Raw genomic sequence first — 26,996 nt, 5'->3', positions numbered from 1 at the left:
ATCAAGAATCTATTAATTTAGACAGGGAGTGCATCTTAAAGGTTTCTATTTATAAAAAAATAGCACTTAACGGAACAAATGTAAAATTACTATTTTACATTTGTTCCGTTAAGTGCTATTATAAATGCATAGACAAAATACAAGGAGTTGTAAGAAATGAAAATATCTAAGTATATCGATCATACAATACTAAAACCAGACGCAACAGAGAAAGATATTTTAAAAATTATTGAAGAGGCTAAAACTTATGATTTTGCTTCAGTTTGTATTAATACAAGTTGGGCTAAGCTTGCTCATGAACAATTGAAAGATTCAAACGTTAAGGTTTGTGTTGTTGTAGGGTTTCCGCTAGGAGCAGCATCTGTAGCTTCTAAAGTATATGAAACAAAAGTTGCTATTGAAGATGGCGCTGATGAAGTGGATATGGTTATCGCTATTGGACAACTTAAATCAGGTAATGAGGATTATGTAAGAGAAGAAATTAAGAAAGTTGTGGAAGCTTCTGGAGATAAATTAGTTAAAGTAATTATAGAGACATGCTTATTAACAGATGAGGAAAAAGTTAGGGCATGTATTTTAGCCAAAGAAGCTGGTGCAGATTATGTAAAAACTTCTACTGGATTTTCAAAAGGCGGAGCAACAGCACATGATGTTAAGTTAATGAGAGAAACTGTTGGAGCTGATATGGGAGTTAAAGCTTCCGGAGGAATTCATACTAAAGGGGAAATGCAAGATATGATAAAAAATGGAGCTTCAAGAATTGGTGCAAGCTGTGGAATTGAGGTTGTAAAATAGTTATGATTTGTTAAGCTGTACTTAGAATGTATAGTTTAGAAAATTTCATGAAAAAAACAACATTCTAATGGTAAGAATGTTGTTTTTTATGAATTGATATGTTTATGCTACGTCTGCTTCATTTATAGCATCTTCATCTACAGCATCTTCTTTTGCTTTTATTGAAATGTTGGAAATTACAAAGGTTAGTAAAGTAGGTATAAGCCATGTGAATCCAACACTTGATAGAGGAATAAATTTAATAAATCCAATGATATTTGGGTATATACCATTTATAGTATCTAAAATACTTACAATTAGCGCTGTGTATGTAGTTATAGCAACAACCTTATTACTTTTCACTTTATCTCCAAGTAATGTAATAGCTATAAGAACAATTACAATTGGGTATAAAATTTGTAGCACAGGACCTGCCAATGTAATTATAGCATCAACGTTTTTTGTAGCTATTAATCCACTTACTACAGCCATAATAACAGCAGAAGTTTTGTAAGATATTTTATTCTTTGAAACCTTAGCAAAGAATTCTGCTCCACTTGCAAGTAATCCTATAGCAGTTGTTAAGCATGCAAGAGCAACGCATAAACCAAGAACAACTGCTCCAATACTGCCTAGGTCTAATTTAACAAGTTCTGTAACTAGCTTAGTTCTAGCTATATCTGCTGGAAACAAAGTACTTGTTTGTGTTCCAAGATACATAAGTCCACCGTATACAAAGGTGAGTCCTGCTACAGCAACTAGTGCTGATTTAATAGTCATCTTCATTATATCAGTTGCATTTTCATAACCTTTTGATTTAACAGATGAAATAATTATCCCTGCAAATATAACAGAAGCCATAGCATCCATTGTTTGATAACCTTCTATTAAAGCTTTTGATAATCCACCTTTGTAAGAGGTATTTACAATTGGTCCAATAGGATCTATTATTCCTTTAAATATAATTATAGCTAGCATTAACAAAAGTGCGGGTGTAAGTATTTTACCTATATTATCAATTATTGAAGAAGGTTTAAGCACAAATGCAAGCACTATTGCAAAATAAAATATAACTACCATGTTTTGTGACACAGATGGAAATAGAGGATGTACTCCAAGTTCGAAAGTTGTTGCAGCGGTTCTTGGAATTGCAAATAAGGGTCCTATAACAAGAATTAAAGCTATGCCGGTTATTATAGCAAATTTCTTACCTACTCTATTGGCCATTTTGTCGTAAGTACCATTAATTTTGGCACAGGCAATTACTCCAGCTAGTGGAAGACCAACTCCTGTAATGAGAAAACCTATTATGGATGCAAAAAATGCACTTCCTGCAGCTTTTCCGAGTAATGGTGGAAAAATTAGGTTTCCTGCACCGAAAAACATTGCAAATAGTGCAAAACCTATAACAATTGAATGTTTTGTTGAATTTTTCATAGTTTGCCTCCTCATTGTCTTTAAAAGTTGAATTTTCTGAAAACATAATCTGCGGTTCTAGACATTTATATGATTAGTTCCTTTGTTATTATATATAGCAACTATTATGCCAAAATATTTTGAGTTTCATAGTTTTCTCAAAAAAGTCTGAAAATTTGCTCGCAATTGATGTTTAGCCACATTATATGAGGATTACTATTTATAATGCAGTTGTAAACGGTTTAGTTAATTTCTATTTTAATAATAAAAGTGGGCAATTTTTTTCCACCTAGTATGGAAAAAAATTGCCCACTTTTACTTTTGTATCTCATATTCATTAACTTTATTTTGTAGTTGTCTTCGAGTGATACCTAGTACTTTTGCTGTTTTTGTCATACTAAAGTTATTTTTGGAAAGGACCGTTTCTATATATTTTTTTTCTATTGCAGATCTAAATGCTTTTAAGGTTTGATCTCCTTCATAGTCTGTAGTTGGCGCTTCATGTATTAATAAATCATCTTTTGATATAATACCATTTTCACTAAATACTACCAGCCTTTCGATTATGTTTTTAAATTCACGTACATTGCCTGGATAGTCATACTGGTTTAGATATTCCCAAACTTCAGGCTCTACCTTGTGTATTTCTTTGTTCATTTGTTTCGATGCCTTAGCTATGAAGTTACTAGCCAAACTAAATATGTCTTCTTTATGTTCCCTTAGAGGTGGTATTTCAATGATGATGGTGTTGATTCTATAGTAAAAATCTTCTCTAAATAGTCCCTGGTCTATTAGTTTTACTATAGATTTATTGGTGGCTGTTATAAGTCTAAAGTCAACGGGAGTACTTATGTTGCTACCTATTTTTTCTATTGCCCTGTCTTCAATAACCCTTAGTAGTTTGACTTGTGTGGATAAGGGCATGTCAGCTATTTCATCTAGAAATAAAGTTCCCATGCTAGCTGATTCAAATCTACCAATTCGATCCTCAGTGGCACCAGTAAAAGCTCCCTTGCTATGTCCAAATAGCTCAGATTCTAATACACTCTCAGAGAGAGCATGACAGTTCACTGCTACAAAGGGTTTATTTTTGCGCTGGCTCTGAGTATGGATATAATTTGCAAATATTTCCTTTCCTACGCCTGACTCCCCAAGCAAAATCACGTTGACGGTGGTTTTGGCTACTTTTCGAGCCATATCAATAATTTTTTTGAATTCTTTATTTTCTGATTCAAGAAGTGAGCTCTCTTTTTTATCATAGGTTTTAGAGTTTAGTTCTGATTTTTTGTACTCTTTATATGCTTTATCTATTTCTTCTATTAGTTCAACTGGATCATTTCCTTTTACAAAATAAGATACTGCTCCTTTTTTCATGGCTTCTACTGCGTTAGGTACAGTAGCATATGCAGTCATGAGTATGACTTTGATATCTTGCTTTAATTCTACTGTTTTTTCTAAAAGTTCTATGCCGTTCATTCCATCCATCATTAAATCCGTCACAACCATCTGATATTTTTTGTGTTTGAGTTTTTCTATAGCATCTTCTGCTGAGAGTGCTGTTTCTATGAGATACCCTTCAATTTCAAGTATTTTAGCTAGTCCCTTTGAGTATGCAGCTTCATCATCTACTATTAATATTCCATAATTTTTATTCTTCATCTCATATCTCCTATTTCAATATTAGTATGGGCTCATGTATCTTTGTTGGAAGTGTGACTATAAACTTTGAGCCTTCTCCAATTTTACTTTCCACTCTAATAGTTCCCTCCATTTTTTGGACTTCGTTATAAACAATAAATAGTCCAAGTCCTGTGCCTTCGTTGACTTGCTTAGTAGTGTAGAATGGATCAAATAAGTACATTTGCGTATTTGTATCCATGCCTGTGCCTGTGTCGGATACTTCTAGGATTATATTTTTATGGCTTTTGAACGCCCGTACCTGAAGTATGCCTCCTTGCTTCATAGCATCCGTAGCATTTGAAAAAAGATTTAGCAAGATATGTTTAAGTGATTCACTATATAGCTCTACTTCTAAATCTCTTTCCACCTCTAACTTGAATTCTATATGTTTTTCCTTCAATGCTTTTTGATTAAGTTCATAAAGATTTGATATGAAATCTTTAACTTGTATGTTGTGTACTTTGTTATCAGAAAGCCTTGAAAAGTTTAAAAGATTGTCTATGATTTTGTTGGCTCTAGTCACTGATGCCTCTATTATATCTATTGCTTCTTTTTTATCTTCTTCTTTTTCCATACGTTTTAGTAAATATGTATAGTTTCTAATAATTCCGAGAGGCGTCCTTATCTCATGCGCAATCCCTGCAGCAAGCTGTCCTACAGCAGCCATTTTGCTTGATTGCAACATTTTTTGTTCTGAAAGCTTTATATCAGTGATATCTTCCATCATGACAAGTACTCGCTCTTTAGTGTTTGATATTTTATCTAACAGATAAGTTCTCACTTTAAATTTTCTGTTTTGATATTCCACTTCTGTTTCTATTGAAGTTTTATATTCAAATATATCTTTAATCAAACAAACGTCACAGTTACTTCCTAGTATTCCGTTGACATTTTTACAGTGCATATTTTTCACTACATCTGCAGAGTATCCTATATGCTCACAAAATGCGGTATTGCATTCTGACACGCAACAGTCCTCGTTTACCACCACCATTAAATGAGTGGTAAGTCCATTAAAAGTAGTTTCTAATTCGTTTTTAGATATATCCAGTGCATTTGTTTGTCTTTTGACTTCTTTTTTTAGTTCTCTGTTCCAATAGTAAAAAAATAAAGCTACTAACATTGCTAGGAGTATAGCATATTTAACTAAAAGCATATATTTTTCAACGTTGTTATTTTTCATAATTAATGGTAATTTGCCAAACCATTTTCCATGTATTCTTTCCATGGTGTTTTCTTTTTGCAACTGATATATAGCTTTGTTAAGTATTTTTACTAATCTTTCATTTCCTTTTTTTACGCCTATTACGGCTTCTCTTTCGTACAAGTACTCATTTAATATTGAATATTCGCGGCTAAGGCTTTCCTGAGTTAAATAATAGTTTATTACTGATTCATCTCCAAGGACCGCATCTACTTTACTCTTTTCCAGGCGGCTAATAGCATCTCTTAAACTCTCAGTTTCAACTCCATGCACATCAGTAAAATTTTCAGCTAAATGCTCAAATATATAGTCTCCTTTTATTGCCGCTATAGTTTTCCCTTTTATATCTCTAGGTGTTTTGATACTTTTATTATTTTTTTTTATTAGTATAGCTCCTCTTTGATAGTATATAGGGTCAGTAAATATAAAATTGCGAGAGCGATCTTTGGAAGCATGCATATCACAAAAATCTATATCTCCACTTTCAAGGGCCTTAAGGGCTTCATTCCAAATCATAGGCCGCATCTTTATGTTGACTCCTAGTTCTATAGAAAGTGCATTTAGATAGTCTATTACGAGCCCTTCATACTGTCCGCTATCTGGATTCAAAGATCTTAGCGGTGGAGTATTTTGATCTGCTCCATATATCAAGTCTCCATATTCCTTCAGATACTCTTTATCAGAAGCATTTAGGCGTTGGTCTTGTGTAAAAAATTCCACCATGTTCATGTTGTGTTCTATCTTGAAATAACTATTTGCAAATATAAATGCAGTTATTATAATTAAAAATCCTAATATATATTTTTTCTTCATTGTTTTTTTCACCCTATTTTATTATAACAGTAAATCTGCAAATTTGCATTGCAAGTACACCAGAATCTGTTGTCTGTTTTATGGTGGAAAGACAAATAAAATCAATTTATCTTTACCTTGAATAAAAAATATTGGTATAGAAGATACTATTTTTATAGAAAAAGAGTCCGAAATACAAGCAAAAAACATTGCTATAAATGCGAGAATGGAGGTGTTTTATGGTTAGAATACTATTATTGTTATTAATTTTGTTAGTATTATACTTTGTTTTTTATTATTTTTCTGACCTTTTTAAAGCAGCAAAGGCAGGAGGAATTGGAAAGAAAAACTTTATTGCTTTTGGTGGAATAGGGTTTATAGCTAATTTTTTTGATACCTTAGGAGTAGGAAGCTTCGCTATTATAACATCCATAGTTAGGTTCTTCAAATTGACTGATGATAGAACCCTTCCTGGTACTTTAAATGTATCTTGTACCATTCCTACAGTTTTGGAGGCAGTTATTTTTTTGACTGTTATAAAAGTTGATAAAGCAACATTGATTTTAATGATTTTGGCTGCAGTTATAGGTGCAATAATAGGAGCGGATGTTGTTGCAAAATTTGATGTAAGAAAAGTTAGAATAGGAATGGGTTTAGCGCTACTGGCAGTTGCTATTATTATGCTTTCAGGTATGTTACATTTTATGCCGGTTGGCGGAACAGCTGAAGGACTGACAGGAGTTAAACTTATAATAGCTATTGCTGGTAATTTTATACTTGGAGCTTTAATGCAGCTTGGTATTGGTCTTTATGCGCCTTGCATGGCATTAATTTATGCACTTGGAATGAACCCTCTTGTTGCTTTTCCAATAATGATGGGCTCTTGTGCTTTTCTTATGCCGGCGGGATCTGCTGAATTTGTAAAAAAAGAAGCATATGATAAAAAAGCATCTATAGCTATTACGTTGTTTGGAAGTGTTGGAGTATTAATTGCTGCCTATATTGTTAAATCACTCCCACTAAATATTGTTAAATGGTTAGTGGTGGTAATTGTAATATATACAGCCATTATGCTATTAGGGTCGGCGCGTGAGGTGCGCAAACAAATTATGGAAGGCGCACATTGATACACTTTAAATTAAATTAAGCTTTGAGGAAATTGTTCACTGTAAGGGGGTTGCAACAGTAGTTAAAAAAAGGAAAATAATTAGTGCGAGTATCATTAATGATATCCGCACTAATTATTTTTCTTAAGAACTTTTATAAACTTTTCCATAGCCATTCTTACATACCAGACTATCTCTTACTGCAACCTTACCATTTAATACAACAAATTTAATCCCAACAGGAGCTGTAGTTGGTTTAAAGTAATTCTCAAAGCCTTTAATTTCCTTTAAATCAAATAAAACTATATCAGCAGTTTTACCTATAGCTATTTCTCCTATATTTTTAAGTCCTAAGGTTTTTGCAGGCAGATATGATATCTTATATATAGCGGTCTCAAGAGAAAGAGCCTTTTTATCTCGCACAAATTTGCCTATAAAAAGGGGGTAGTTTCCATAAAGTCTTGGATGTGGATTTCCTCCTGGTATACTGTCTGAGCCTACCATTTGCAGTGGATGATTTATTAGTTCAATGGTATCCTCTTCCGAAAATACATTTAGGGTCACTATTGCTACCCCAAATTTTTCTTCCATAAGTAGCTGCAGCGCAAAATCTACAGACTCAATACCTAAGTTTTTAGCAATACTACCTACAGTCTTTCCAATGTATTTTAAATTTTTCTTTTCTTTTACTGAAGTTATGAGTATGCCATTCCAACCTGTAATTAAGCTATAATTGTCCCAGCCACTATAGTGAGTTTTATGGTTTTTAAGTTCTTCTTTAAGTTTTAAGAGGATTTTTTTGTCTTTTAGCCTTTTACCCATTTCTTCACTGCCACCAGCGGTAACCCAGGGTGGTAAAAGCTGGGTCATAAGAGTGCTTCCTGATAAATATAAATGTTCGTCAAAAGTTATTTTAATTCCATTATCTATGGCACTATCTATATAACTTATAAGCTTTTTAGCATCACAACCCAAATCCTTCGAGTTATAAGACCTCAAGTGTGAAATGTGAAGACGTACCTTAGACTGCTTTGCTATATAAATCATTTCCTCTAGTGCATTTGTTATAGTATCATCATGATTTCTAAGATGAACCATAACAATTCCATCATACTTTGCTATAACGCTACATATAGCTATTAACTCATCTTTTGTGCTGAAAATTCCAGGCAGGTATTGAAGTCCTATAGACATGCCAAAAGAACCAGCTTTCATAGCATCCTCTGCTATTTTACACATGCTGTTAATCTCCTCTTTAGTTGCTATCCTATTATCAAAGTTCATAACGCTTGTCTTAATTGCACCGTGAGAAATTAGAATTGTAAAATTATTTTTTAGCTCTATTGAAGATATTTGATGTATATAGTCGTAAAGATTAGAAAAACTCCAATTAAGTGAGGGGTCTCCAACTACTCCTCTTATATAGTTTTTCCATATGTTATTTTCTTTTTCAATACAAGGAACAACGCCTAAGCCACATTGTCCTACAAGCTCGGTGGTTACACCTTGCATTAGTTTTAAATTTTGAATATTTTCATCCATAAAAGGTACTAAATCATTATGACTGTGCACATCAATAAACCCTGGACAAACTATAAGTCCATGAGCATCAATAATTTCTAAGGCCTGTTCATCAATATTACTTTGGATTTTTACCACTTTTCCATCTTTTATTCCTAAACTTCCTTGATAAGAAGAATTGCCTGTACCGTCTACTATGCATCCATTTTTTATTATTATATCTAACATTTCCATTCATCCCCTTATTTAAAATATAATACTTTACATATTTTTATGCAATAAAAACTGTAGCAACCTTAGATAACTAAATAGACGTAGTGGTTAGATTTATATAACTCTTCCGGGGTCTGAGTGCTTGGCGAGTTTGATGATAAGTGTGTTAATAGAACAGCTGAGGTCCTATAGTGTCTGAAATAAATCAGTATGCAAAATCAAATAAGGGTTTTACATTTTAAAGAATATTGTGTATGATATAATAATTATAATTTTTTTTATTGTTTTTAAAATTCTATATTAATATTTTGTTATAATATACGATAAATATATTATAAGTAGGGGTTTCCTACTTTAGTAAAGAAAAGCTTCATCGAAAGTCTAAATTACCTTTTGAAGTCGTTGATATTACAAATCAAAGGTGATTTAATATAACAAGGGGGAATTAAAAAATGAACAAAGAATCAACGAATATATTAATTATTGACGATTCTATAAGTATTAGAAATTTTATAAGGAGTATTTTGGAACAAGCAGGTTATATAGTATATGAGGCATGTGATGGAGAAGAAGGCATAGAATTATTTAAAAGCATGGGAAATGTTGATTTAGTAATTACTGATGTATATATGCCTAAAAAAACAGGAATAGACGTGGTAATTGAGTTAGGAAAGGATTACAAGGATACAAAAATAATTGTACTTTCAGATGGTGGAAAATATAATTTTAGTGATGAGTTAGGTTTGTGTGAGTCATTTGGAGCTATTTGTTTCATGAAGAAGGAGTTAGTGAAGGAGTGTTTGGTTGAATTGGTAAATAGAGTGCTAATATAAGTCAAATAAAAACATCCAATTTTGCAATGCAAATTGGATGTTTTTATTATAGTACTATAATTTTATCTGCTACTTCTATTTTTAATAACACTTTTGCTTATTGAAAAAAATAAGTTGACTCTATAGTAACAATATAGTTTATACTAGAAAAAGTGTGAAAATAATAAGAAAAGGTGGATATTTATGACGAAAAAATTTTTCAAATACGCTGTTCCATCAGCAATCGCTATGTTTATTTCTTCAATGTATACAGTTATCGATGGAATATTCGTAGGTCAAGGTGTGGGGGATTCAGCATTAGCAGCAGTTAACATAGTGCTACCATTTACAGTTTTGTTATTTGGTCTTGCTTCTATGTTTGCAATAGGTGGGGGAGCGCTAGTCTCTAAAAATTTCGGAGCAAACAATACTGAAAAGGCAGTAAATATATTTAGACAAGTGTTTAAGTTTTTACTAATACTTAGTATTGGAATAAGTATAATAGGCGCCTTCTTTACAGAAGGAATAGTGAATTTTCTAGGAGCAACACAGAAATTGCAAACTATGTCCGTAGAGTATTTAAGGTTTTATGCATTATTTTGTATTCCTAATTTAGCAGGAATAGTTCTTAGTAGTTTTGTTAGAAATGATGGAAGACCAAAACTTGCAATGGTATCTACAATATGCGGTGCAATAACTAATATAATATTAGATTACATATTTATATTTCAATTTGGTTTTGGAATAAAAGGGGCAGCTATTGCTACTGGCCTTGGTCAAATAGTTACAGTATGTATTTTATTACCTCATTTCTTAAAAGGAAAAGGTCACTTAACTTTTGGAAAGGTAAAACTTAATAAGGAAATTATTAAAGAGTTTTCACTTATAGGTTTTCCATCATTTTTTGCGCAAGGAAGTTATTCAATAATTGTGTTATTGCATAATATAGCTTTAGCAAAATATGTTGGGGACATAGGCATTTCTGCATATAGTATAATAAATTATTTAACTACAAATATATATATGGTTCTCTATGGAATAACACTAGGAGTACAACCGCTTTTAAGTTATAATTATGGAAGAAAAGATGCTGAAAAACTTATAGGATTCTTTAAAATCACCTGTATTTCATCACTTTTAATAAGTGGAGCTTTTGTTATAACAAGTTTTGTCTTTGGACAGAACCTTATAGGAATATTTACATCAGATCCATACATAGCACAGCTAGCTTATAAGGCACTTAGAGTAGCAAGTTTTAGTTATTTTGTAGTAGGATTGAATCTAAATACTCTTGTGTATTATCAAGCTATAGAAAAACCAATGTATTCAAATATAAGCTGCATATGTAGATCGGTTATTTTCTTGCCAATATGTTTATTTATATTTGGAAGTATGTTTGGAATAAATGGAATATGGATAAGCGCAACGGTATCTGAAAGTTTAACATTTATAACAATAAAATTAATAGCGAATGTGAAAACTTCCACACAAGCAGTTTTTGCTGAATAGACTTTTGGTGCTTAAATGAAAATAATAGTTTGAAAACTTCTTATAAAAAGAAAAAAAGTAGTATAATAAAACTATGCCTAAAGTAATTTAGGCATAGTTTTATTATTTGGAAAAATTAAATATGAATAAGGCATCTCAAAAAATAGATTAGTAGGTGGACTACTTATTTTTATGAAGATTGTTAAACATAGATGAGGTGAGAATATGGGAACTAACTTTTCCATAGGAGAAATATCAAAGTTACAAAATCTATCAGTTCAAACATTACGATATTATGAAAAAGTCGGACTAATAAAACCTTCATATATAAACGAAAAGAGCAGATATAGATATTACTCTGCAAAACACTTAGTAATACTTGATTTAATAAAACAGTGTAAGGCTATGGGTTTATCCTTGGAGGAAATAAAGGAATTAATAGAAAATTATACTTCATTTGATTCTATACTTAATATAATAAGTAAGCAAAAGAAAATGATAGATGCTAGAATAAAAGAATTAAGTATAGTAAAAAATAATATTAGCTTTCTTGAGCAGCGTATAAAAGAATCTTTAGAAGAAGGCATTGGTGACGTTTTTATTAAATATAATCAGGAAAGAAAATTTATTAAATATAATAATACAAAGAGGTATACAGAAGAGTTTGAGGTGAATTTAAGCGAAATATTAGTTGCTATGGAACAAAAATATAATAGTTCACATAAAGAACTTGCTTTTGCTGTATCATACGAAGATGTGAAAAAATCTGATGAATTAATATATAATATGTTAATTAGTGTCTCAGAGAATATTACAAATGATGATGATAATTTAATAACTTTGCCGAAAGGAGAATATATAACATTAAATTTTGATGATGATTATAATAATACTAGTAAGTATTATAAGAGTCTTATGGAGTATATAGATAAAAATAATATTGAAGTAAGTGGAGATTTTTATGAAATATATATAATGACTAGAGTTGGGAATGATGGGGAGGAAAGATCTTTAGGACAAATTCAAATATTATTAAGGTAACTGTCACTTGAAAAAAATAGTATTGGCTAGCCTTAGATCAAATTTTTGAAGAGAGTAGAACTTTGAAAAATTTAATCTAAGACTAAATATTATAAAACATTGAAAATTTTTAAATATACATTAATTATCTAGTTTTGAAAAAATATTTTTTGAAACTGTAAGTATATCATCTCTACCATCAACTGTAGATAGTGAATGATTAGTCTTATAATAATTTATTAGAGGATGTGTTTGATTAGTATAAACGTTGAGTCTTTCCTTAACTGTCTTTTCATTATCGTCATTTCTTTGAATCAATTTTCCACCACAAAAGTCACAGAAACCTAGTTCTTTTGGTGGATTAAATTTTATATGATAACTTGATCCACAGGAAGAACATATCCTTCGTCCTATATTTCTTTCAAGTATAAATTCTTTAGGAACATCGATTAGAAGTACAACATCTAAGGTATTATTAATAGTTTGTAGAAATTTACCTAGTTCTTCTGCTTGGAAAACAGTCCTTGGAAATCCATCTAATAGAAAGCCGTGTTTGCAGTCATCTTTTACTAGTCTATCTTCTACTAATTGTATAGTTAGATCATCAGGCACCAGCTGCCCTTTATCAATATATTTTTTTGCTTGAATACCAAGTGGAGTACAGATTGAAATGTTCATTCTAAAAATATCTCCAGTTGATAGATGGGTTATGTTGTATTTCTCACAGATTAACTTTGCTTGAGTACCTTTTCCAGCTCCAGGGGCACCTAATAAAATCATTCTCAAAATAACGCCTGCTACCTAAAATTGTAATAAAACAACCTTAGCACTCTATTCGTTAAATAGAATGGTGGGATAACGGGATAATGATAAACCACAGTGCAGGATTTTCACCTACCTTTCTTATTATATTTTCAAGTATGATATATACTAATTATACAATGAATTTAATAAATTACCAAATAGAAATTTTATATGGAAATCTAAAGTAGAGAGAAAACATGAAGTGTACATAAATTAGTGCTAATAGTATAATAATTCAGATAAGTATTTTTTTCTGAAAATTATTTTATTAGGGGGGATTGTTTTGTCAAACAAATTTAAACAATACAATAGTCATAGAAATACTAATGCTACAACAGGTCAGTATGCTGATGTTATACTCGAAGCTGAAAAACAATTATCACAATCCATGTTATGGAGCCTACAGAAAGATTTCTTTGCGAACCAAGGGCCAGAGGCATGGACTCGCGGAATTGTACCTCAATATATAACAACTAATCCTTATATAGCAAACCTATATGCTAAAACTATATTCGGATATTGCAGAGATTATGCTACAAGGACTGATATAGATAAAAATTCTACCATATACATAATGGAGCTTGCGTCAGGGGTAGGCCGATTTACATATACTTTTCTTAAAAGATTTTTACACATAATTGAAAATTCGTCTCTAAAAGGGTTGAAATTTAAATATATAGTAACTGATTTTTCTGAAAAGAACATTGAATATTGGCAAAACCATAGTTTTTTAAAACCCTATTTTGATTCTGGAATACTTGATTGCGCAACCTTCGATATATCTAAAGATGACCAGCTTAAATTAAGAAATAGTGGTGAAGTTTTATGCCCTGGAAATCTAAAAAATCCTTTGATTTTAATCGCTAATTATACCTTTGACAGCCTTCCTCAAGATACCTTTTATGTAAATAAGGGAGAAATATTTGAAGGTTTGATTACAATAACTTCTCCAGAAGTAAAGGCTAATCCTGAGGATAAATCCATACTGGCCGGCTTAGATTATTACTATACGGACAACCGAATCAAAGGTGAAAATTATTACGAAGATGATGATTTTAATGATATCCTTATATATTATAAAAATCACTTGGAGGATACATCTTTTTCACTTCCAATAATGGCCATGCGATGTATTTCTAGATTAAAAAAATTATTTAGTGATGACATAATTTTAATTTCTGCGGATAAAGGTTATAAAGATGAAAAAGCCATGTTGAAAAATTCTCATCCATTTCTATCAAAACACGGCTGCATTTCTATGACTGTTAACTTTCATTCATTGGAACAGTATTTCAAAAATCTTGGTGGAAAAGCCATTCATAGCATATATGAACATGAAAATATAAACATGTCTTTGTTTGTATTAACAAACAGTTCTCATAATTTCGTAGAAACCACAATGGCCTATAATGAAATTATTGAAAATATAGGACCAGATGATTTTTATATTTTAAAAAAAGCAATTGTGCCTCTAAGCGAATCTTTAGAGACAAAACAGATACTAACCTTTCTTCGGTTTACCGTTTGGGATGCAAGAACATTTCAAGAAGTTTATAACATATTGCTTGAAAGAATAGATACTGAAGAGGATTTTCCAGTAGAAGAACTGATTATGGTAATGAATAAAGTTTGGGATCATTATTTTCCTATTGGTGAAGAAGGGGATTTAGCATACTATATAGGCTTGTTGTTTAGTTATATTGGCAATGATAATGACGCTCTAAGATTTTTCAAATATTCACATGAATTATATGGTGCTACTGCTGAAATCTATTATAAGATTGGAGTTTGCTTTTATAATCTAAGCCAAATTGAAAAAGCCCTAGAGTATACAGAAAAATCATTGGCATTAGATCCGATTTTTGAAGAGAACATAACTTTGAAAAGCTTAATCCAAAACCAAATAAGATAAACGTGGATAGATGTTTTTTATGAAAACTTTTATAATTGTGGTTTAATTTTTGTAAGCTTTAATATTTAACATATCAGAAATAGTTTTAAAATGATAACCTTTAGCTTGAAGTTTTTCAATAATTTGTGGCAATGCTTCAGTAGTTACAATTTTATCATTATTACTATGCATAAGTATTATTTCACCAGGACGAACATTATTAATTACAGTATCTACAATATGTTTTTTTTCTTTTTGAGACCAATCAAAGGTATCTAATGACCATATAGCCATTAGATAATTGTTTTTTCTGAAAACAGAAATAACATTATTATCTATAGCACCATAAGGTGGTCTAACTATGGATGGGTGTTTCCCTATAAGCTTATATAATATATTATCAGTAGATGTAAGTTCTTTAGTAACTACTTGTAAACTAAGCTTACTTAAATCAGTATGTGTATAAGAATGATTTAAAATTAAGTGGCCTTCATTGAAGGCTCTTTTTACTATTTCAGGGTTAGTTTTGGCACTTTCACCTATGAAGAAAAAGTTAGCTTTTATATTGTACTTTTTTAATATATCAAGTACTTTGGGTGTTATTTTTGAATCAGGACCATCATCAAAGGATAAGGATACAGCTTTTTCTTTTGTTGGTCCATTTAAAAATACTATATCAGGATTATCCTTTGCAAATTTAACTATATCATTTTTCCATTTTACATTACTTGCAAGCTGCTTTTTAGTAAATTTATCTGATGTACCTAATGGGTATAATATTTGGTTATCTTTATTATAAGACTTAGCACAAGTTTTTGTTTCATCTATAGCTAAAGCATTATTTGATTTGAAAAAATCACCTAAAATTAAAGAGTTTGTTAAAAATATTAACAATAATATAGAAATAATAAATTTAGTTTTCTTAGTAAGCATAAAAATTTACTGGTTTGCTAAACCTAAACAAATCTGAATAAGTCAGAATATTCTCGATTTAGATACCTTTTCCTTTCATTAAAATAAATTAGCTTTTACTTTTGAATAGTTGGTATTGGTTTAAATAGGTTTCTATATTTTAAATCCATAATGACCTCTTGCTATAACCATAGCAGCACCACAGGAACAACCATGCTAAATTAATAACAATATTTATACAAATATATCTTACTTATTAAATCTCTTTAAACATTATAATGACCCAAATTTCATTATGTATACCCTTTGAAATGATAAAAAGCCTTAGAGAAATAAATTAAAAATAATCCATCATAGGTATAAATAACTTGATTAATCACAAAGTATTAGGGTGGAGGATGATTTAATGTTAGACTCAATTAAAAAAAAATTTTCACTTAGTGAAGATAATAGTAAAAATCAAGCTATAAGTCATAAAAGCATACAAGAAGAATACCAGAATTTGAAAGTTTCAAATAGCTTAGAAGAAAATAAAAAAAATATAAGTAATATTTTTGATAAATGTAATGATTTAGTTATAAGAGAATTCAAGATTACAAGTAATACAAAATTCAGTGCTATTCTTGTGTATATAGATAATATGATAGAAACAAGAACATTTGAAGAATCTATCATAGTAAGATTGACTAATATAAAGGTTGAAAATTCCTATCCTCCTAATAGTAAGGAGTATTCACAGTACTTACTTGGGATAATGGATAACAATATATATGGAGACATAAGCAAAGTTGTGGTATCAATATTAGACGGTAAAGTTGTTTTATTTGTAGATGAAATAAATGAAGCCATGGTAATTGATATAAACAACCCTCCAGGTAGGGATGTAGAGGAACCTCAATCTGAAACTGTTTTGAGAGGTCCTAGGGAAGGATTTACAGAATCTATAACTTCTAACGTAGCGCTTTTAAGAAAGAAAATTAAGAGCACAAATCTTAAAATGGAAGAATTTAGAATTGGAACAGAGACTAAAACAAAAGTTATCATTGTCTATCTTTCCAATATAGTTGATCCTAAGATAGTAAATGAGGTAAAAGAAAGGATTAATAAAATTGATATAGGCTCAGTATTGGAATCCAATTATATAAAAGAGTACATAGGGGATGAGCCTACAAGTAATTTTCCTACTGTATATAGTACAGAAAAGCCAGATGTGATAGCAGGTAAGCTACTAGGAGGCCGTGTTGCCATTTTAACTGATGGAACTCCCTTGGTCTTAACTGTCCCTTCACTTTTTATAGAATTTTTTTTGAGCAATGAGGATTATTATTTGAAATTTATTGCAGCCACATTTAATAGATGGATTAGATATATAGCATTTGTTATATCCACTACCTTACCAGGATTTTACGTAGCTATAACAACATTTCATCCGGAGCTTATTCCAACTCCTTTAATAGTAACTTTAATAAAAAGCCGTGTTGGTGTACCTTATCCAGCTTTACTTGAGTGTTTATTAATGTTAAGTGTCTATGAGTTACTTAGAGAAGCTGGGATTAGGATGCCAAGGGCGCTTGGGCAGACTATAAGCGTTGTTGGTGCATTGGTGCTAGGTCAGGCAGCAGTTGAAGCAGGCCTTGCTAGTACAGCTATGGTTATAGTAATATCTCTTACAGCATTATCTTCATTTGCGCTGCCATCTACAGATATGAGTTTGGCACTTACATATCCAAGAATAATATTTCTTCTTCTTGGTGGAACCCTGGGGCTTGTGGGCCTTACCTGTGGAATGATAATACTGCTTTTGAGATTAACATCATTAAGGTCCTATGGTATTCCATATTTAAGCCCTATGGCTCCAGTTCAGGGGAAAAAATTGACGCATATATTTATAAGAGGGCCTCTATTGACAAAGTTTAAGAAATCTTGGGTTATTAAAGGGAAGAATAATATACGCAGATAATTTACTGTGCGAACAGATTCTATAAATATAAAACAAAAAGAAGCTATAAGTAAAAAGAAAACGAGGAGTAGCTTATGAAAAGAATTATTTCTATTTTCATATTGATCATGATTTCAATTTTTACAACTAGTTGTAAGGGAACAAAAGAGGAACTTGATAAACTGGCTGTAGCTGTGGCGGTAGGATATGATATAACATCTGAGGGTAAATACATGTTAACGACGCAGATATTAAATCCACAAAAAGACTCAAGTGGAGGTATGATGGGAAAAAAAGCTGGAAATCAGAAGACTGCTACAGATGTAGTGGTTTTTGACACTATAGGTGATAGTATTTCTGCTTGTAAAGGTCAACTAACCACAAAGCTTGGTAAGGAACTAAATTATGGCCATGTAAAATTTGTAGTGATAGGTAATCACCTAGCAGAGTCAGGCATAGCCATGGTTATAGATGCTGTATTAAGAGGTTATAAATTGAGGCCGGATACTCCCTTGCTTGTAACAAAAGGTAATGCTTTCGATATTATAAGGGCGACTTCAGTTCATGAGAAAGTTCCTGCTAGTGAAGTAGATAATATATTAAGGTTACAATTAAGTTTTGGGTTCACAGATACAGTTTCAATCTTAGATTTTGCTAATTCTTTATCTAGTAAGACTGAATCACCTGTAACAGGTGTTGTTAATTTAAGTAAAAACAATGATTCAGATGAAACATTTGAAGTGGTTGGTACTGCAGTTTTTAAGAAGGATAAGCTCATAGGATTTATGGACATGAACGAAACACGAGGTATGCAATGGATAAAGGGTAAGGTTGATAATGGTTACATAACAATTTTATCACCGGATGAAGGTAAAATAACTTTTTCGGTTATTAGATCAAGTAGTAAGATAAAACCTTCAATAAAAACTGATTCATATACAATGCTGATAACCGTAAAAGAAGAAAGCTATATAAGTGAGATGATAGGTAAGCTAGATCCAATGAAGACCCCTGAAATAATGGATAGATTAAAAATTAGACAGGATGAGGCTATAGCTAATGAAATTAAGTTAGCTATAAATGTAGCACAAAAAAAGTTTGATGCAGATATTTTTGGATTTGGAGAAATGATACATAGAGATTATCCTAAAGAATGGACACATATTGAAGGACAATGGAATGATATATTTCCTAATTTAAATATTGAGATAAGGGTAATTTCTAGTTTAAAGAGACCTGGATATATATCTAAACCTATGGGTTGATAGAAAAATGTTTTAAAGAAGGTGGAATTTAAGTGAAAGCAAAAATATCAGCTTATCAACTATTTGGTGCAATTATAATGGTGCCCTATAGTACTGCAGCACTTTTTTTTATAACCCCTAAAGCAAAACAGGATGCATGGATATCAATGCTTATTTATATGATTCCAGCTATTATTCTGCAACTTATTTATGTTGAATTATGGCGAAAATATCCTAAGGATACTATAGTTACATATATGCCCAAAATTTTTGGGAAAGTAATAGGATACACATTGAGTGTGATATATATTATTTATTGGGCTTATGCTGCTGCAAGGGCAACAAGAGATATTACTGAAATTATACTAACTGCTGTAATGCCTAGGATGTCAATTTATGTAATTGGAATAACATTTATGTCTGCAGTTATATATGGAACATACACTGGAATTGAAAATTTATCACGAGTGTGCTATATTTTTCTGATTGTATATATATTTTTAATTGTGATGGTATGGGCAATCTTATTTTCCATGCCAGATGCAATAAAATTTTATAATTTAAAGCCTGTTCTTGAAAAAGGTATATTTTCTGTTATAAAAGAAGGATGGCCCCTTATTACTTTTCCATATGGTGAGAGTATAGCATTAGCTATGCTATATCCATTAGTCACTGAATCATCCAGAGTAAGAAAATCAGCAGTGTTAGCTATTATAGCTTTAGGAATAATGCTCACGCTTATCACTATAATGTTTTTAACAACACTAGGGGTGAATTTTGCAGCTACTTCTCTCTTTCCTCTTCTTGAGACCTTTCGTATCATGAAAATAGGAGAGGCCTTTAGTAGATTTGGTGTAGTTTTTGTTTTCATTATGATAATAGGTGGTTTTGTTAAGGTGAGTTTTTTTATGTATGTATCTATGTTAGGTATCTCTCAACTAATAAAATTAGACGACACTAAATATTTAGCGCTACCTTTGGGTATCGTGGTTTTTATTACTTCACTGTTAATGGCTTCAAATTATCCCCAGCATATACATACAGGCCTAATAATAGTGGTTAAATACATTCATATACCTTTAATGGTAATAGCTCCGTTGTTTGCATTAATTGTGTATTATATAAAAGCTTTGTTAAAAAAACAAACATAATATAGTTGTAGAATTTAAACAGTAGCACGCAATAATTAGAAATTATCGCGTGCTACTGTTTGCTACTATTACTGGATAAATGTTAACTTTTATCTATTTTCAAGTATAGTATTTAACTTAATATCCTGGTTAATTAAATTCTCTTCATATTTATTTCTTAATTTTAAAAGATATATATCATTATGAATATGTTCTGAAACAACTGAAACTAAAAGAACATTATCTGTAAAAGTACCTAAAAACTCTTCTCTATGTGGACCTTTATCTGCAATTAATGTTTTTTTACAATCTACAACTAACATTATTCTTGTTTGTTTATCTAAACAACTGGCATCATTATGAGTATATATTTCTACTGGTAGTTTTTCTCCATTAACATTAGAAAAGGAAAATATAATTATTCTAACTCCTCTTTTTTCAAGTTCAATAAATTCTTCTGAGAATGTTTGTAAATTAAAGTCTGTATTTATATAGACTTCTTTTTCTGCTGTTAATAGCAATTCCTTTGCTTTTGAAATAATATTATCATAACCTGAGATATTTAAAAATCCTTGTTCAGAATGGGAGGTTTCTAATTGTTGTAATTTTACTTCTAATAAATCTGCGCTTTTAACAAATTCATTTTTCATTTTATTTGTTAACGTTGAAGGATTTTCTGCTTTATATAGCTTAGAATTCCCTGGCAGTGAAAACACAATGCCTTTTTTATATAAATTATCTAAAGCAGAATAAACGCAGGAACGAGACATATTTAGATTTTTAGCAATTTGATATCCATTTAAGCTTGAGTTTTTCAACAAATCAACATAAACTGCCGCCTCTGTTTTTGAGAAATTCAGCTTTTCTAATAAACTTAATATTTCATCCATACTTGTTTTCTCCTTTTTTAAAGTATTTCTTCTATCACAACTTCTGGATTTACTCCAGTTATATTGTCCATCCATTTCCTTGAATGCATTATTTTAAGGCCAATAATAAATCTTACAAATTCTTCACCTGAAATTATTAAATAAACGAAGTGCACTGGTAGTTTTAAAACAAAGGCTGAAACAAAACCTAGAGGGACTCCAATTCCCCAGGTTCCAATCATATCTAAATAAAGTGTATATTTAGTTTTTCCACCACTTCTTAAGATTCCACCACCTATAATCATATTTGATACTTTAATCCATAGAACTATACTAAACATAATTAATAATTTAAATGTACAGTCTTTTAGGTCACTAGATATATTAAATACAGAAATATATAAGTTTGAACAAGCTACCAATAAAATGCCAAAAACAGCTGAACCTATAATCCCCATTTTGATGAATTTCTTAGAATATTTAAAAGCAAGTTCATTTTCTCCTAGTCCTAACTTATTTCCTATCATAATCCCTGCTGCACTACTTACACCTGCAAATAAACCTATACTTAAGCTTTGAATAGGATAAGTCAAGGTCATTGAGGCAATCTCAGAGGTACCCATTCTTCCATATATAATTGAATATATAGTTTCGCCTAGAGCCCATAAAAATTCATTTATTAACAAAGGGCGTGCTATAATAAGAATTTTTGTCATAAATGCAGATGAAATATTGCACAGATCCACTATTTTATATGCACCAGGATACTTATTGACATAAGTAAAGATTATAAGTAACACTGCTTCTAGTAATCTAGTAATAGTTGTCGCATAGGCTGTGCCTAAAAAGCCTATTTCGGGAAAACCAAATTTTCCGAATATAAGCAAGTAATTTAATAGTGTGTTTAAAACTACTGCAAATACACCTGCATACATTGGAGATTTAACATGACCTGTACTTCTTAGAACTGCAGCGTAAATTGTAATTAAAAGCATTGGTATATATCCGAGAGCATTGATTATAAGATACTTACTTCCTAGTGTAACTATTTTCATATCATTAGTATATAGACCTAATACTTGTTTTGAAAATATTAAGGAAATAAAAGAAAATATTAGGGTTATAATCATTCCTAATATAAAATTTCCACAAACTACTTTTGATATATTCTCATTATCTTTTTTACCCCAGTATTGAGATATCATAATAGATGTTGTGCAACCTACAGCTGATAAGGTTATTAGAAAAAGAAAGGGGAATCTTGATCCAAGGCCAACAGTTGCAATTGCTTCTTCTCCCAATTGCCCTACCATCAATTGATCAATAACGCTTAAAGAAGCTTGAAATAAACTTTGAATAGAAACCGGTATGGCTATTGCCAGCATTGTCTTGTAATATGACTTTTCATTAGAATAATTCTTGTTCATGCTACACCTCTCACTTTAAATAAATTTTATGGATAGTATTTTAAATCTAATTTTTATTGATTATTTACACTTAATAGATACTTACTTTATTTGGTGTTTTAGTTAGTAGTACATTATGTACTACTAACTAAATTTTATAATAATACATTTTTATCCTATTGTCAATATGCCCTTTTATATATTTATAAAAGGGCGTAGATATTTCATAACAATAACCACTTCACAATATGTTAATGTTATGGCACAATATAAGAAGTAGGTTAATATTCATTGTGTTTTCACAAATAACTATCAAAATAATATTATAAAAGTCTGAAAAGTAGATTTTATTCGAGGGGTGGAAACGAAATGATTAAATATATAAATAAAAGTATAGTTAAGAATATTTTTTTTATATTAGTAGGAAGTTTGATATCTTCACTTGCAATTAATTTGTTTATATCCAAAGCAAAACTTTTAAGTGGAGGTGCTTCGGGGATATCTTTAATTATTCAATATTTGTTCAAATTTCCTGCTGGATATTCAGTTTTGCTATTAAATATTCCATTATTATTATTAAGCTATAAATTTCTTAACAAACGATTTACTATACTTACATTTATAGGTACAATATCGTTTTCAATGTTTTTAATTTTAACAGCTCCATTAAAAGGGGCCATTGATACAACGGATACATTGTTATTATGTTTATACGGTGGAGCACTAAATGGAATTGGCATAGGAATAGTATTCAGCAATCACGGTTCTGCAGGAGGACTCAATATTATTTCAGCTCTTATAAAAGTGAAACATGATAACTTTAAAATAGGACAAATATCATTTTGTATTAATATTATAATTGTTGCTATAGCTACATTCTTTTTTGGAGTAACCAGTGCATTATATACTATAGCGGCTATGTTTATAACGGCTGAAGTTACTGATAGAATAATAATTGGAATAGGTAAACAAAAGTTAGTCCTTATTATTACTGTAAAAGAAAAAGAAATTTGTAGTGGAATCTTGTATAAAATGCATAGAGGAGTCACTTTTTTATATGGGGAAGGTGCTTATACTGGTAAGAGTGAAAAAATATTATTTTGCACAGTGCCACTCCATCAGATTCCAGAATTGAAATTAATTGTTAAAGAAATAGACAATGATGCTTTTATGATAACAGTTGATGCATCTGAAGTAAGGGGAAAAGGATTTAAAAACGATTTAATATAAAATATTATTAATAGTGAGCAATGCTAATATAATTTATAAAGAATGTGAGTTATTATAGGAGTTAGTTGATTATTTCGCCAAAATTATACAAAATATGCAAAAAAAGCTTGAAAAAAAGAAAAAAATGTGGTATATTGTAAATATATGCATAAAACATTATGGAATTCTTAAGTAAATTAAAAAAACAAAGCAAAGTTAAAAATTTAACTATTTGCAAAGATGAATATGTATAAATAAAACAATATCCAAAGGGGAGTCTATATTGAAAAAAATTATTTATATGCTAATGATTATTATATCTTTAGTAGCTTTTGCGGGATGTAAAAAAACTACAAGTAAAGTAGAAACAAAAGACACCAAGCAAACACAACCGGTTAAAAAAGAAACAAAAACAACAGATGTAGCGGTAAAAGATGAAAAAGCAGTTAAAAGTGAAGATGGAGTGGTTCAAAAAAACAAATTAGATGCAGAAAAAATTGTTACTACTAACTTTACCAAAACTGACGCTCAGTTTGATTTTAAATTAAAAACAACTAAGAAATTCCTAGGCAATTATGATAAAATATGTACTTTTTTAGATTCTAGATATATAGATAATTCAGCTCCAGTGGGGTTTGTAAAAGCAAGAACACAAAGTCAATTAAAATTCACACAAGAAATTAAAGATTATGAAAAGCGATATCAATACATTAAGAAAGTTAAGTATGGCTTATTTTTTAACGATGATAGTAAAGACAAAGTAACATTTGAAGAGCTAAATTTAACTCTCTGTGATGACAATAAGGATGGTAAAATAGAGTTAAATGATAAATCTAAGGATATATTAAAAACTGTTTATCCTAAAGTGAACTTAGTGGACGCACAAAATAAAATAAATGAAACATTAGTAAGTCAAAAAAGCAACAAAAATCCAAATGTACAATTAGAAACATCTGACAAATATTGCAAAATACATTTATCTTGGTTTAAATATAAGGAAAATCCAGTAGAGGTAACAATTCAAATACAACAATTTGAAGATTATCCAAGGAGCTAATAAAAAAAATCGTAAAGATATTACAAAAGACTTGAGTTTTCAAGTCTTTTGTACTTTGTAATCTAAGTATTACAAAGTAATTTTAGTCAAACAAAGGAGTAATTATATATGTTAAATAAAAAAGTAGTAGCCATTGTAACCAGTGTCTGCATAATATTATCATTAGGGGGGTGTTCTAATAAAGCGGACGTAAAGACGAATTCTAACAATTTTAAAAATAGTTCTGCAGCTACTGCTCAAAATACCCTTATTAACCAAAATAGCTATAATTATGATGATAAGAAACCAAAAGTAAAAATATTTTTGGATACTTATTTTAAAAAATATGATGATTGGGGATTTAAAAAAGCTGATACAAGCACTTTAAGTGATTTGTATGCTAAGGACGCGGATATAGTAGCGGCTGCAATATCATATGAATATTTAGTTGGAAAATATGAAGGTAAAGTGAATAAGTATGATTTTAATATCACCAAAATTAATACAAAAGATGGTAAAGTAACTTCGTTACTTGCAAAGCTATATCTAAATATGAGTATAGTACCAAAAGCTGGTGGAGATAGAAAGAATATTGATTTTTTATATGCATTAGAACTTGAACCATATAATGATACATATCAAGTGAAAAATTTCTATCTGGACACAAAAAGTAATGTAAAACAACAGCAAGAAACAATTGCAAAAAAAGAAAATGGATATAATGCAAAAACTAAGACTAAGGATACATTAACTGATTTTACTCCCAAAGATGCAGATAAAAAGTATAATATTACACCGAAGGGAACAGAGAAGCCAGTAGAGCAGATAATAGAGGCTAATGATCCCAAAACTGTTGCGTTATTGGTACCAATTGGTGAAAAGAAGTATGCTATCGGCAGTGGTTTTTTTATAGCACCGGGAATAATAGTTACCAATTACCATGTTATTGATGGTGGTTCTGATGCTATAGTTAGGACAAATACTGGAAAGCTATATGAAGTAGAAGGTATAGTATCAGGAGATAAAAAGGTGGATATTGCTATTGTGAAATTAAAACAGAAGATTGGACAATCTGTAGAAATAGGAGATGTGTCAAAACTTAAAAAAGGAGAAAATGCAGTAGCTATAGGTAGCCCTAAAGGATTATTTAACACTGTATCAACAGGTATAATATCAAATTTTTGGAATGATGGAAAGGTTAAACAAATTCAAATTTCAATTCCAATAACCCATGGTAATTCTGGGGGGCCCTTATTTAATAAAACTGGTCAAGTTGTAGGAATAAATAGTTCAGGTTTAGAAGGTGAAGGAGAATTGAATTTTGCAATTTCTGCAGAACATATTTATGATATTGCAGATAAAGTAAAGAAACAAGATTTCAATAGTATAAAAGCCCAAAGGCTATCAGATTTATTTAATAAAAAGCCCACTTCTAATTTGAAAAAATTCGGATTAGAATTTGGAACATGGGCTAATTAATTATATAAACCTGTCTTCATACTAATATGCTACAGTTGATGCATCTAAAAAAAATAGAGTTAGTGGATAAGCATTTATCCGCTAACTCTATTTTTCTAAGATGGAAATTTACTTTAATCTACAAATATTGAAGGATAATGATATATGGTTATTGAATTATATAAGTAGAGTTTTTTAGAGTCTTATTAAAAATAAGAGAAATTCTCCAGTGCGTTTTATAGAATAGTTTAAATAAATATGAATAATTAATTGAAGGAGTATTATTATGGAAAATTCAAGAAGTATAATATCGATTAAAGATTTACAAATGAGCTATGGCAGTAAAAAGGTGCTTAATGGAATAAATCTAGAAATTCCTAGAGGGCAGATAATCGGATATATAGGGACTAATGGCGCTGGTAAAAGTACAACTATAAAAATAATGCTGGGGATATTAGAAGGGTACACGGGAACAGTTGAAATATTAGGACAAGATATAAGTGATGGAAGCATAGAATATAAAAAGAAAATAGGGTATGTACCGGAGATTGCGGATATATATGAAAACTTAACTGCTTATGAGTATCTAAGCTTTTTAGGTGAAATATATGAATTAGAAGAGAAAAAACTTATTGAGAGGGCGGAAAAAATGATGGGCTTATTTGGAATTGAGGGCGCTATAAATTCTAGAATATCCTCATATTCAAAAGGTATGAAGCAAAAGCTACTTATAATATGTAGTTTGATTCATAATCCAGAAATATTGTTTTTTGATGAGCCTTTAAGTGGGCTAGATGCTAATAGTGTAATGGTGTTTAAAGAGGTTATGCGAACACTTGCAAAGGGAGGGAAAACCATATTTTATTCTTCACATATAATGGATGTTGTCGAGAAGGTAAGTGATAGAATCTTACTTTTAAATGATGGACAAGTAGTTGCAGATGGAAGTTTTGAAGAGCTTAAGAATAATCAGAAGGAAGGTTCACTTGAAGAAATATTCAATCAGCTAACAGGCTTTAATGAGCATGCAGAGATTGCTATTGAATTTGTTTCTTTGGTTTGCGAGGTGTAA

The 26,996-nt window shown here is 30.6% G+C and carries 21 protein-coding genes; 13 read left to right on the top strand and 8 right to left on the bottom strand.

The genetic code is table 11. The annotated features are described in order from the left end of the window. Positions 1–156 precede the first annotated feature (156 nt). Entirely contained in the window at positions 157–795 is a 639-nt protein-coding gene (deoC, locus tag ACREV6_RS04225) for a deoxyribose-phosphate aldolase (protein ID WP_431576769.1), read from the top strand. 102 nt (positions 796–897) lie between these two features. Here the strand turns inward: deoC and brnQ are convergent, their stop codons facing one another. The 3 genes from brnQ to ACREV6_RS04210 all read right to left on the bottom strand — a co-directional run bounded on the left by brnQ (position 898) and on the right by ACREV6_RS04210 (position 5,887). Further along, positions 898–2,211, bottom strand: coding sequence for a branched-chain amino acid transport system II carrier protein (gene brnQ, locus ACREV6_RS04220; protein ID WP_431576768.1), 1,314 nt, complete (start codon positions 2,209–2,211; stop codon positions 898–900). Between the two features lie 294 nt (positions 2,212–2,505). After that, positions 2,506–3,849 (bottom strand): sigma-54-dependent transcriptional regulator, encoded by a 1,344-nt coding sequence (locus ACREV6_RS04215; RefSeq protein WP_431576767.1) that lies wholly within the window; start codon positions 3,847–3,849, stop codon positions 2,506–2,508. Between the two features lie 10 nt (positions 3,850–3,859). Then, positions 3,860–5,887 (bottom strand): transporter substrate-binding domain-containing protein, encoded by a 2,028-nt coding sequence (locus tag ACREV6_RS04210; protein WP_431576766.1) that lies wholly within the window; start codon positions 5,885–5,887, stop codon positions 3,860–3,862. A gap of 218 nt (positions 5,888–6,105) precedes the next feature. Here ACREV6_RS04210 and ACREV6_RS04205 point away from each other — a divergent pair, with 218 nt between their 5' ends. Then, positions 6,106–6,993 (top strand): TSUP family transporter, encoded by an 888-nt coding sequence (locus ACREV6_RS04205; protein WP_431576765.1) that lies wholly within the window; start codon positions 6,106–6,108, stop codon positions 6,991–6,993. Positions 6,994–7,116: 123 nt separating this feature from the next. Here the strand turns inward: ACREV6_RS04205 and ACREV6_RS04200 are convergent, their stop codons facing one another. Next, positions 7,117–8,721, bottom strand: coding sequence for an N-acyl-D-amino-acid deacylase family protein (locus ACREV6_RS04200; RefSeq protein WP_431576764.1), 1,605 nt, complete (start codon positions 8,719–8,721; stop codon positions 7,117–7,119). Positions 8,722–9,158: 437 nt separating this feature from the next. Here ACREV6_RS04200 and ACREV6_RS04195 point away from each other — a divergent pair, with 437 nt between their 5' ends. The 3 genes from ACREV6_RS04195 to ACREV6_RS04185 all read left to right on the top strand — a co-directional run bounded on the left by ACREV6_RS04195 (position 9,159) and on the right by ACREV6_RS04185 (position 12,047). Beyond that, entirely contained in the window at positions 9,159–9,539 is a 381-nt protein-coding gene (locus ACREV6_RS04195; RefSeq protein ID WP_431576763.1) for a response regulator, read from the top strand. 183 nt (positions 9,540–9,722) lie between these two features. Continuing rightward, positions 9,723–11,027, top strand: coding sequence for an MATE family efflux transporter (locus tag ACREV6_RS04190; protein WP_431576762.1), 1,305 nt, complete (start codon positions 9,723–9,725; stop codon positions 11,025–11,027). 204 nt (positions 11,028–11,231) lie between these two features. Beyond that, positions 11,232–12,047, top strand: a complete 816-nt coding sequence (locus ACREV6_RS04185; RefSeq protein WP_431576761.1) for a MerR family transcriptional regulator — start codon at positions 11,232–11,234, stop codon at positions 12,045–12,047. A 120-nt stretch (positions 12,048–12,167) separates the two neighbouring features. Here the strand turns inward: ACREV6_RS04185 and ACREV6_RS04180 are convergent, their stop codons facing one another. Continuing rightward, on the bottom strand, positions 12,168–12,812 hold the full coding sequence (locus ACREV6_RS04180) for an adenylate kinase (RefSeq protein ID WP_431576760.1): 645 nt from the start codon (positions 12,810–12,812) through the stop codon (positions 12,168–12,170). A gap of 301 nt (positions 12,813–13,113) precedes the next feature. Between ACREV6_RS04180 and ACREV6_RS04175 the strand changes: the two genes are divergently transcribed. Next, entirely contained in the window at positions 13,114–14,742 is a 1,629-nt protein-coding gene (locus tag ACREV6_RS04175) for a tetratricopeptide repeat protein (protein WP_431576759.1), read from the top strand. A 42-nt stretch (positions 14,743–14,784) separates the two neighbouring features. On the opposite strand, the gene ACREV6_RS04170 is transcribed toward ACREV6_RS04175, so the two are convergent. Then, positions 14,785–15,654, bottom strand: a complete 870-nt coding sequence (locus ACREV6_RS04170) for a polysaccharide deacetylase family protein (RefSeq protein ID WP_431576758.1) — start codon at positions 15,652–15,654, stop codon at positions 14,785–14,787. A 385-nt stretch (positions 15,655–16,039) separates the two neighbouring features. Between ACREV6_RS04170 and ACREV6_RS04165 the strand changes: the two genes are divergently transcribed. The 3 genes from ACREV6_RS04165 (at position 16,040) to ACREV6_RS04155 (ending at position 19,967) form a co-directional block, all read left to right on the top strand. Then, positions 16,040–17,593 carry a spore germination protein gene (locus ACREV6_RS04165; RefSeq protein WP_431576757.1) on the top strand — a complete coding sequence of 518 codons (1,554 nt, stop codon included), beginning with the start codon at positions 16,040–16,042 and terminating at the stop codon, positions 17,591–17,593. 74 nt (positions 17,594–17,667) lie between these two features. Continuing rightward, a complete protein-coding gene (locus tag ACREV6_RS04160; RefSeq protein WP_431576756.1) occupies positions 17,668–18,837 on the top strand; it encodes a Ger(x)C family spore germination protein in 1,170 nt (389 codons plus the stop codon). Between the two features lie 32 nt (positions 18,838–18,869). Beyond that, positions 18,870–19,967, top strand: coding sequence for a GerAB/ArcD/ProY family transporter (locus ACREV6_RS04155; protein ID WP_431576755.1), 1,098 nt, complete (start codon positions 18,870–18,872; stop codon positions 19,965–19,967). An 89-nt stretch (positions 19,968–20,056) separates the two neighbouring features. On the opposite strand, the gene ACREV6_RS04150 is transcribed toward ACREV6_RS04155, so the two are convergent. Then, positions 20,057–20,836, bottom strand: coding sequence for a TrmB family transcriptional regulator (locus tag ACREV6_RS04150; RefSeq protein ID WP_431576754.1), 780 nt, complete (start codon positions 20,834–20,836; stop codon positions 20,057–20,059). A gap of 17 nt (positions 20,837–20,853) precedes the next feature. After that, positions 20,854–22,242 (bottom strand): MATE family efflux transporter, encoded by a 1,389-nt coding sequence (locus ACREV6_RS04145; protein WP_431576753.1) that lies wholly within the window; start codon positions 22,240–22,242, stop codon positions 20,854–20,856. A gap of 348 nt (positions 22,243–22,590) precedes the next feature. On the opposite strand from ACREV6_RS04145, the gene ACREV6_RS04140 reads away from it, so the two are divergent. The 4 genes from ACREV6_RS04140 to ACREV6_RS04125 all read left to right on the top strand — a co-directional run bounded on the left by ACREV6_RS04140 (position 22,591) and on the right by ACREV6_RS04125 (position 26,996). Beyond that, a complete protein-coding gene (locus ACREV6_RS04140; protein WP_431576752.1) occupies positions 22,591–23,451 on the top strand; it encodes a YitT family protein in 861 nt (286 codons plus the stop codon). A gap of 262 nt (positions 23,452–23,713) precedes the next feature. Next, positions 23,714–24,487, top strand: coding sequence for a hypothetical protein (locus ACREV6_RS04135; protein ID WP_431576751.1), 774 nt, complete (start codon positions 23,714–23,716; stop codon positions 24,485–24,487). A 108-nt stretch (positions 24,488–24,595) separates the two neighbouring features. Then, entirely contained in the window at positions 24,596–25,945 is a 1,350-nt protein-coding gene (locus tag ACREV6_RS04130; RefSeq protein ID WP_431576750.1) for a S1C family serine protease, read from the top strand. Between the two features lie 265 nt (positions 25,946–26,210). Further along, complete coding sequence (locus tag ACREV6_RS04125) at positions 26,211–26,996, top strand: ABC transporter ATP-binding protein (RefSeq protein WP_431576749.1); 786 nt, start codon at positions 26,211–26,213, stop codon at positions 26,994–26,996.

It is taken from the genome of Clostridium sp. (assembly GCF_050717515.1).
Taxonomy (GTDB): Bacteria; Bacillota; Clostridia; order Clostridiales; family Clostridiaceae; genus Clostridium_AD.
This window is presented reverse-complemented; position numbering and strand designations above follow the sequence as displayed.

Excerpts from the sequence above, each read along its gene's own strand:
- deoC (WP_431576769.1), top strand. The coding sequence starts at position 157 with ATGAAAATATCTAAGTATATCGATCATACAATACTAAAACCAGACGCA.
- brnQ (WP_431576768.1), bottom strand. The coding sequence starts at position 2,211 with ATGAAAAATTCAACAAAACATTCAATTGTTATAGGTTTTGCACTATTT.
- ACREV6_RS04215 (WP_431576767.1), bottom strand. The coding sequence starts at position 3,849 with ATGAAGAATAAAAATTATGGAATATTAATAGTAGATGATGAAGCTGCA.
- ACREV6_RS04210 (WP_431576766.1), bottom strand. The coding sequence starts at position 5,887 with ATGAAGAAAAAATATATATTAGGATTTTTAATTATAATAACTGCATTT.
- ACREV6_RS04205 (WP_431576765.1), top strand. The coding sequence starts at position 6,106 with ATGGTTAGAATACTATTATTGTTATTAATTTTGTTAGTATTATACTTT.
- ACREV6_RS04200 (WP_431576764.1), bottom strand. The coding sequence starts at position 8,721 with ATGTTAGATATAATAATAAAAAATGGATGCATAGTAGACGGTACAGGC.
- ACREV6_RS04195 (WP_431576763.1), top strand. The coding sequence starts at position 9,159 with ATGAACAAAGAATCAACGAATATATTAATTATTGACGATTCTATAAGT.
- ACREV6_RS04190 (WP_431576762.1), top strand. The coding sequence starts at position 9,723 with ATGACGAAAAAATTTTTCAAATACGCTGTTCCATCAGCAATCGCTATG.
- ACREV6_RS04185 (WP_431576761.1), top strand. The coding sequence starts at position 11,232 with ATGGGAACTAACTTTTCCATAGGAGAAATATCAAAGTTACAAAATCTA.
- ACREV6_RS04170 (WP_431576758.1), bottom strand. The coding sequence starts at position 15,654 with ATGCTTACTAAGAAAACTAAATTTATTATTTCTATATTATTGTTAATA.
- ACREV6_RS04165 (WP_431576757.1), top strand. The coding sequence starts at position 16,040 with ATGTTAGACTCAATTAAAAAAAAATTTTCACTTAGTGAAGATAATAGT.
- ACREV6_RS04160 (WP_431576756.1), top strand. The coding sequence starts at position 17,668 with ATGAAAAGAATTATTTCTATTTTCATATTGATCATGATTTCAATTTTT.
- ACREV6_RS04150 (WP_431576754.1), bottom strand. The coding sequence starts at position 20,836 with ATGGATGAAATATTAAGTTTATTAGAAAAGCTGAATTTCTCAAAAACA.
- ACREV6_RS04145 (WP_431576753.1), bottom strand. The coding sequence starts at position 22,242 with ATGAACAAGAATTATTCTAATGAAAAGTCATATTACAAGACAATGCTG.
- ACREV6_RS04140 (WP_431576752.1), top strand. The coding sequence starts at position 22,591 with ATGATTAAATATATAAATAAAAGTATAGTTAAGAATATTTTTTTTATA.
- ACREV6_RS04130 (WP_431576750.1), top strand. The coding sequence starts at position 24,596 with ATGTTAAATAAAAAAGTAGTAGCCATTGTAACCAGTGTCTGCATAATA.
- ACREV6_RS04125 (WP_431576749.1), top strand. The coding sequence starts at position 26,211 with ATGGAAAATTCAAGAAGTATAATATCGATTAAAGATTTACAAATGAGC.